This is a genomic window from Pseudomonas agronomica (assembly GCF_025917275.1).
Lineage (GTDB): Bacteria > Pseudomonadota > Gammaproteobacteria > Pseudomonadales > Pseudomonadaceae > Aquipseudomonas > Aquipseudomonas agronomica.
Genome location: NZ_JAOSHO010000317.1, coordinates 1 through 6,045, shown reverse-complemented (window position 1 = coordinate 6,045; position 6,045 = coordinate 1). Strand labels below are relative to the sequence as shown.

Below are 6,045 nucleotides of genomic sequence, written 5' to 3'. Positions count from 1 at the left end.
GACGAAGCGCGCCAGGAAGCGATCAGCGAGGGTCAGGATATCCTCGGCCCGCTCGCGCAATGGCGGCAGGTGCAAGGTGATGACGTTCAAGCGATACAGCAGGTCCTCACGAAAACGTCCGTCGCGCACCATGTCTTCGAGGTTGAGGTTGGTGGCGGCCAGAATCCGTACGTCAGCACGTCGGGTGACCGGGTCGCCGACCCTTTCATACTCTTTGTCCTGAATGAATCGAAGCAATTTTGGCTGCAACGTGAGAGGAAAATCGCCGATTTCGTCGAGAAACAACGTACCGCCATCGGCTTGGTTAACCCGCCCCAATGTGCTCTCGCTGGCGCCGGTAAACGCGCCGCGGCTGTGGCCGAACAACTCGCTTTCCATCAGTTCGGTGGTCAACGAAGGGCAGTTGATGGTGACGCAGGATTTCTTTGCGCGCTTGCTCCAGCCATGGATAGCCCGCGCCAGCTCACCCTTACCGGTGCCGGATTCGCCAAGGATAAGAATGTTGGCATCGGTGCTGGCAACCTGGCGGGCCGTTTCAAGCACGACTTTCATGGCCGGACTGTGGGAGTCGAGGCCGTCCTTCGGCTTGCGGATCTCCCCTTCCAGGGCCTCGAGCCTGGCGGATAACTGGCGTACTTCCAGTTGCTTGGCCGTCGCCAGGCGCAGTTGATCCGGGCTGCATGGCTTGACCAGATAGTCGGCGGCCCCAGCCTGGATCGCATCGACAGCGGTGTCCACGGCGGAATGGGCCGTGACGATGACGACCCGCATCCACGGCGCTTGGATCCTCATTTGCGCCAGTACATCGAGACCATTGTCCTCGCCCAGTCGCAGGTCGAGAAAGCACAGGTCGAACACTTGGCGTTGCAGCAGGGCTTCGGCCTGGGCGGCGCTGTTGGCGGTGGCGACGGAATAGCCTTCGTCTTCAAGGCAATAACGGAAGGTACGCAGGATGGCGGACTCATCGTCCACCAGCAGAATGCGGCCTTGATGCTCAGTGGCGGATTCCATTTTTCCTACGCTCCTTAATGAATGATGATGATTAGTGTCAGAAAAATCGGGCAAGTTGCATGGTCCATTCTGGTCGAATATTACTCATCGAACAGGCTTCTGTGGACCTCTGGCGTCTAAAAGCCTGATTTTCATCTTTTTTTCCGCCCCGCCCGGAGCCTTCGGTTCGGTTCGCTCATTCCGACATCTATTTCCCACCGGCAATTCAAAAAAAGAATCCTGTGCTTCTCCTTCCCTGATTCGTGCATAACGCACGACTCCGCTCGGGCCCATCGTGCAGGATGCGCCCTGAGCTCTTCCGCTATATGTCATAACTAGTTGATTTTAAAAGTATTTTAATGGGTTATGGTTCTGGCATGCGGACTGCAATATCCAGATCAACATGGCGCCAAGCGCCTCAACCAGATCACCGCCAGGGTGGGGAGGAATTCCAGGATGAATCGTCAACGTGCCGCCCAATTTCGCATCACTGCCCTGTCCATCCAACAAGGGCTGTGGGCTGTCGTCGCACTGCTGATCACCCTCGTGGCAGGCCAGCAACTCATGTTGTGGCATGAAAGCCAACAGCCGGAAGCGCCACTGGTATCGATTCAACGAGCTCCCCAAACGCATTTCAGCGCGGTCAGCAGTGTCGCCGAGGCGTCCGCCTCGATGCGAATGATGGAGGTCGACCAAACGCAGCCTCTTACCGACATGCCTCGTGAGGAGCGCTGGGTGTTCTAAACCCGATGGACCGGTCGTCCGTCGTGCCGGAACCATCATCGCCATACCCCAACTAAGTAGAAAAGCGTAAGGAGAATCACCATGTTGAGCTGGGCAATTACCTTCCTGATCATTGCCATCATCGCTGCGGTATTGGGCTTCGGTGGTATCGCAGGCACCGCCACGGGCATCGCCAAGATTCTCTTTGTCGTGTTCCTGGTGATGTTCATCGCTTCGTTCTTTTTTGGTCGTCGCGGCCGAGGCTGACAATGAGCGCGTCATTAAAAGGACTGGCCGCCGCCCTGCTGTTGGGCGGCAGCGCCATGGCACTGGCTGCCAATGACGGACAGATGCGGGTCAATCAACTGCTTGAGGCAGACCCGCAATACCGCCAGACCTGGCAGCAAGTGGTCAAAAAGGAAGAGCGTCTGCCCGAATGGGTGATGAACCTGACGGGCGATGCCGAACAGATGAATGCCGTCGAAGAGGACGGAGACAAATACCTGGTGGGGCCGCTGTGCGAAACCCAGGCAACGTGCCGAAACAAGCGCCTGTTCGTGGCGTTCAGTTTCGACAAGGACGAAGCCTACGCCTTGCTGGTTGAAGTGCCTGCCGGACTGCCGGCCGACAAATCGCCGACCCGCCACGCAGACTATCGCTTTCTCGGCAATCCCGATGAAGGTATGCAAGAACTGTTAATGGAACAGCTGAAAAAAGATCCGAATTGGTACTGAGACTTGAGAACGGGAAAGGCAGCCCTGCCTTTCTCTTTGCGAGGCCCGAGGAGGGCCAAAGCATGACCAGGGGGCTGGGACGCTCTGACCAAAAAGGGTCGGAGTGACCTACGGGCACAAGGGGTGCCTGCGCAAGGGCCGGGTCAGGTAAAAGCTGCGACGCAAGTTCGCAAAGTCTTGATGGCTTGGCGAACTTGCGGAGAGCTTGATGCTCACGTTAGAGCGGCTGGCTGTCTTTCCTGACAGAACCCGCCAGGCGCTGCGGCATATTGTCCTGTTGGACGAATGTCACTGTCCCAACGCCGACCGTATATCGGAGAATGCGCCCGCCATTTTTCCTCCCCAGTGGACTCCAACGCTCGATCCTTTCATCGACGCTCCAGCCATCAGAGCAGCGCACGGCTACGCTGAAATGGCCGGCTGACGGCGTTTATGCCTGCTGAAGTGTCGCTTTTTAATCGATTGGGACGCACGTTTCACTTGGGAAATCTCATGCCGATTCGGCATGGGGTAGGCGGTTACGGCATTAGACGATCCCCACTCGCGTGGCAATAGTTGCGCCTTTTTTCGCCTGCCAGCGAGCCGTCGTGGGCGCTCGGGTGACGTTACACGGGGGCAGCAGCACGACTTCGCATCGCCATTTTGGCCGTCCGTTGACACTGCTGCCCGAGTCCAACTGAAGTAAGGGTAATGATATGAAGAAGGCAAAACTAAGCCTCGCCTGGCAAATCCTGATCGGTCTGGTGCTCGGGATTGCAATCGGTGCGCTACTCAACCACTTCAGTGCCGAGAAGGCCTGGTGGATCAGTAACGTGCTGCAACCGGCGGGCGATATCTTTATCCGTCTGATCAAGATGATCGTGATCCCGATCGTGATCTCTTCGCTGATCGTCGGCATTGCCGGGGTCGGTGACGCCAAGAAACTCGGGCGGATCGGTTTCAAGACCATCATTTACTTTGAAATCGTCACGACCATCGCCATCGTCGTCGGCCTGCTGCTGGCGAACTTCTTCCAGCCGGGCAGCGGCATCGACATGAGCACGCTGGGTACGGTGGACATCTCCAAGTACCAGGCCACGGCCGCCGAGGTCCAGCATGAGCATGCGTTCGTGCAGACGATCCTCAACCTGATCCCGTCGAACATCTTCGCCGCCGTCGCTCGCGGCGAGATGTTGCCGATCATTTTCTTCTCCGTCCTGTTCGGCCTCGGCTTGTCCAGCTTGCAATCGGACCTGCGTGATCCGCTGGTGAAAATGTTCCAGGGCGTATCGGAGAGCATGTTCAAGGTCACCCACATGATCATGGGCTACGCGCCGGTCGGTGTGTTTGCCCTGATCGCGGTGACCGTCGCCAACTTCGGTTTCGCGTCCCTGTTGCCGCTGGCGAAGCTGGTCATCCTGGTTTACGTCGCCATCGCCTTCTTCGCCTTTGTGGTGCTGGGCCTGATCGCCCGCCTGTTCGGTTTCTCGGTGATCAAGCTGATGCGTATCTTCAAGGATGAGCTGGTGCTGGCCTACTCCACCGCCAGTTCCGAAACCGTGTTGCCACGGGTGATCGAGAAGATGGAAGCCTACGGAGCGCCGAAAGCCATTTGCAGCTTCGTGGTGCCCACCGGTTATTCGTTCAACCTTGACGGTTCGACCCTGTACCAGAGCATCGCGGCGCTCTTCATTGCCCAGCTGTATGGCATCGACTTGTCCATCGGTCAGCAATTGATGCTGGTATTGACCTTGATGGTGACGTCCAAGGGTATCGCTGGCGTGCCGGGCGTATCGTTCGTGGTGCTGCTGGCCACGTTGGGCAGCGTTGGCATTCCGCTGGAAGGCCTGGCGTTCATTGCCGGTGTCGACCGCATCATGGACATGGCCCGTACAGCGCTGAACGTGATCGGCAACGCCCTGGCCGTGCTGGTCATTTCCCGCTGGGAAGGCATGTACGACGATGCCAAGGGCCAGCGCTACTGGAACTCCCTGCCGCACTGGCGCAGCAAGGAGCCGCTGCCGGCGGGGGAAACTTCCAGCCGTTGATCCTGAAGGGCGTTCGGGCCAGCAAAAAAGTGCCTGAACACCCCGGTCATTGTGGGAGCGAGCTTGCTCGCGATGGCTGCGTGTCAGTCAACAACAATGGTGACGGATCCGACGCAATCGCGAGCAAGCTCGCTCCCACAGGGCTCCATTGATCATCTATGCAGTGCCAACCAAACCCCGGGGAAATCCGGGGTTTGTCGTTTCTGCCAGCCCCGCTATCATTCGCGGCATCTTCCGGGGGATTAACCGATGCTCAATGGCCTGTGGCTTGGCTTCTTTATCGTGGCAGCCGTGTCGGCGGTGGCGCAGTGGTTGATCGGCGGCAACGCCGGGATTTTCGCCGCCATGGTGGAAAGCATCTTTGCCATGGCCAAGCTGTCGGTCGAGGTCATGGTCCTGTTGTTCGGTACCCTGACCCTGTGGCTGGGCTTCCTGCGCATCGCTGAAAAAGCCGGCATCGTCGACTGGCTGGCCAAGGCCCTTGGCCCGCTGTTCCTGCGCTTGATGCCGGAAGTGCCCGCCGGCCACCCGGCGATTGGCCTGATCACCCTCAACTTCGCCGCCAACGGCCTGGGCCTGGACAACGCTGCCACGCCCATCGGCCTCAAGGCCATGCGTGCCCTGCAAGACCTCAACCCCAGCCCGACCATCGCCAGCAACGCGCAGATCCTGTTCCTGGTGTTGAACGCGTCGTCCTTGACCCTGCTACCCGTCACGATCTTCATGTACCGCGCCCAGCAAGGCGCGCCGGACCCGACCCTGGTGTTCCTGCCGATCCTGCTCGCCACCAGCGCTTCGACCTTGGTGGGGCTGCTGTCCGTGGCGTTCGTGCAACGGCTGCGCCTGTGGGATCCGGTGGTGCTGGCTTATCTGATTCCAGGTGCGCTGGCGCTGGGCGGCTTCATGGCGTTGTTGGCGACGCTCTCGGCCACCGCGCTGGCGGGGCTGTCGTCGATCCTGGGCAACCTGACGCTGTTCGGCTTGATCATCCTGTTCCTGGTGGTGGGCGCGCTGCGCAAGGTCAAGGTGTACGAAACGTTCGTCGAAGGCGCGAAGGAAGGCTTCGACGTTGCCAAGAGCCTGTTGCCCTACCTGGTGGCGATGCTTTGCGCGGTGGGTGTGTTGCGGGCCTCGGGAGCGCTGGATTTCGGCCTGGACGGCATTCGCCACCTGGTGCAATGGGCGGGCCTGGACACGCGATTTGTCGACGCGCTGCCGACGGCCATGGTCAAGCCGTTCTCCGGCAGTGCGGCCAGGGCGATGCTGATCGAAACCATGAAGACGTCCGGGGTGGACAGCTTCCCGTCCCTGGTGGCCGCGACCATCCAGGGCAGCACCGAAACCACCTTCTACGTGCTGGCTGTGTATTTCGGCGCCGTGGGCATCCAGCGCGCGCGCCATGCGGTGGGCTGCGCGCTGCTGGCTGAATTGGCCGGCGTGGTGGCGGCTATCGGGGTTTGCTACTGGTTCTTCGGCTGACCGGCGGAGTGAGTTGCTCACGATAACGATGATCGGTTGACACATCTGTTGGATGTGCCGCCGTCATCGCGAGCAAGCTCGGCTCCCACAGG

General features: G+C 59.5%; 7 protein-coding genes. 6 read left to right on the top strand and 1 reads right to left on the bottom strand.

All coding sequences use genetic code 11. The features are described 5' to 3' along the window. Positions 1-1,011 (bottom strand): sigma-54-dependent response regulator transcription factor AlgB (gene algB / locus OC610_RS19385; protein ID WP_264429941.1); only part of this gene is annotated, 1,011 nt, incomplete at its 3' end. 435 nt (positions 1,012-1,446) lie between these two features. Between algB and OC610_RS19380 the strand changes: the two genes are divergently transcribed. From OC610_RS19380 to OC610_RS19355, 6 genes are all read left to right on the top strand, one after another. Beyond that, entirely contained in the window at positions 1,447-1,734 is a 288-nt protein-coding gene (locus tag OC610_RS19380) for a hypothetical protein (RefSeq protein WP_217860753.1), read from the top strand. Between the two features lie 81 nt (positions 1,735-1,815). Next, entirely contained in the window at positions 1,816-1,980 is a 165-nt protein-coding gene (locus OC610_RS19375; protein WP_003177151.1) for a DUF1328 domain-containing protein, read from the top strand. A gap of 2 nt (positions 1,981-1,982) precedes the next feature. Further along, entirely contained in the window at positions 1,983-2,447 is a 465-nt protein-coding gene (locus tag OC610_RS19370; protein WP_264429939.1) for an inhibitor of vertebrate lysozyme family protein, read from the top strand. Between the two features lie 208 nt (positions 2,448-2,655). Next, the gene (locus OC610_RS19365; protein WP_264429938.1) at positions 2,656-2,871 is read left to right on the top strand and encodes a hypothetical protein; all 216 of its coding nucleotides are present in this window, start codon (positions 2,656-2,658) and stop codon (positions 2,869-2,871) included. A gap of 271 nt (positions 2,872-3,142) precedes the next feature. Next, on the top strand, positions 3,143-4,474 hold the full coding sequence (gltP, locus tag OC610_RS19360) for a glutamate/aspartate:proton symporter GltP (protein ID WP_264429936.1): 1,332 nt from the start codon (positions 3,143-3,145) through the stop codon (positions 4,472-4,474). 249 nt (positions 4,475-4,723) lie between these two features. Then, positions 4,724-5,953, top strand: coding sequence for a nucleoside recognition domain-containing protein (locus OC610_RS19355; RefSeq protein ID WP_264429935.1), 1,230 nt, complete (start codon positions 4,724-4,726; stop codon positions 5,951-5,953). Positions 5,954-6,045: the final 92 nt, after the last annotated feature.

Bases quoted from the DNA above. Each gene is read 5' to 3' on its own strand.
- OC610_RS19365 (WP_264429938.1), top strand. From the start codon at position 2,656: ATGCTCACGTTAGAGCGGCTGGCTGTCTTTCCTGACAGAACCCGCCAG.
- OC610_RS19375 (WP_003177151.1), top strand. From the start codon at position 1,816: ATGTTGAGCTGGGCAATTACCTTCCTGATCATTGCCATCATCGCTGCG.
- OC610_RS19380 (WP_217860753.1), top strand. From the start codon at position 1,447: ATGAATCGTCAACGTGCCGCCCAATTTCGCATCACTGCCCTGTCCATC.
- gltP (WP_264429936.1), top strand. From the start codon at position 3,143: ATGAAGAAGGCAAAACTAAGCCTCGCCTGGCAAATCCTGATCGGTCTG.
- OC610_RS19355 (WP_264429935.1), top strand. From the start codon at position 4,724: ATGCTCAATGGCCTGTGGCTTGGCTTCTTTATCGTGGCAGCCGTGTCG.
- OC610_RS19370 (WP_264429939.1), top strand. From the start codon at position 1,983: ATGAGCGCGTCATTAAAAGGACTGGCCGCCGCCCTGCTGTTGGGCGGC.